This window comes from Acetobacter oeni (assembly GCF_011516825.1).
Classification (GTDB): domain Bacteria; phylum Pseudomonadota; class Alphaproteobacteria; order Acetobacterales; family Acetobacteraceae; genus Acetobacter; species Acetobacter oeni.
Genome location: NZ_WOTA01000105.1, coordinates 1 through 576, shown reverse-complemented (window position 1 = coordinate 576; position 576 = coordinate 1). Strand labels below are relative to the sequence as shown.

Below are 576 nucleotides of genomic sequence, written 5' to 3'. Positions count from 1 at the left end.
TGCTCGCAGATCCGCTTTCTCTGCATTGGTGTTCCGCTGCTTCGGAGCCGCTACCAGCGTGGCATCCAGGATCTGGCCTGACATCGGCAAATACCCGGCGTTACGCAGGGTCGCATCAAAGCGGTTGAACAGCCCATCGATCGCACCCGCCTGGGTCAGACGCTCGCGAAACAGCCAGACCGTTTTGGCATCCGGCACCCGATCTGAAAGTCCCAGACCAAGGAAACGCATAAAGGAGAGGCGATCGTTGATCAGATATTCCGTCCGCTCATCAGACAAATTGTTGAGCGTCTGGATCACCAGAATTTTGAACATCAGCACAGGATCAAATGGCGGTCGTCCGCCTTTGCTGCCGTCAGAATACGCCAGAGCCTTCTCCAGGTCAGGGCGGAAGACTTCAAAATCCACAGTCCGGGAAAATGCTTCGAGCTGATCACCAAGCCCGCTCAAGCGGGCAAGCCGCTCTTCAACGTCAAAAAATCCCGTCTGCTTCATACCGCCATTCCCTCAGTCAGAACCGGACGAATGGAATCACAGAGCTGGTTTCAAAACCAGCGGGTTTTTCGAACCCTCCAC

Annotated in this window: 1 protein-coding gene; it reads right to left on the bottom strand. The window is 55.2% G+C overall.

All coding sequences use genetic code 11. The annotated features are described in order from the left end of the window. The coding region (locus tag GOB90_RS18790) for a transposase (protein ID WP_173572236.1) at positions 1-495 on the bottom strand (495 nt) is incomplete at its 3' end. Between the last annotated feature and the right edge of the window lie 81 nt (positions 496-576).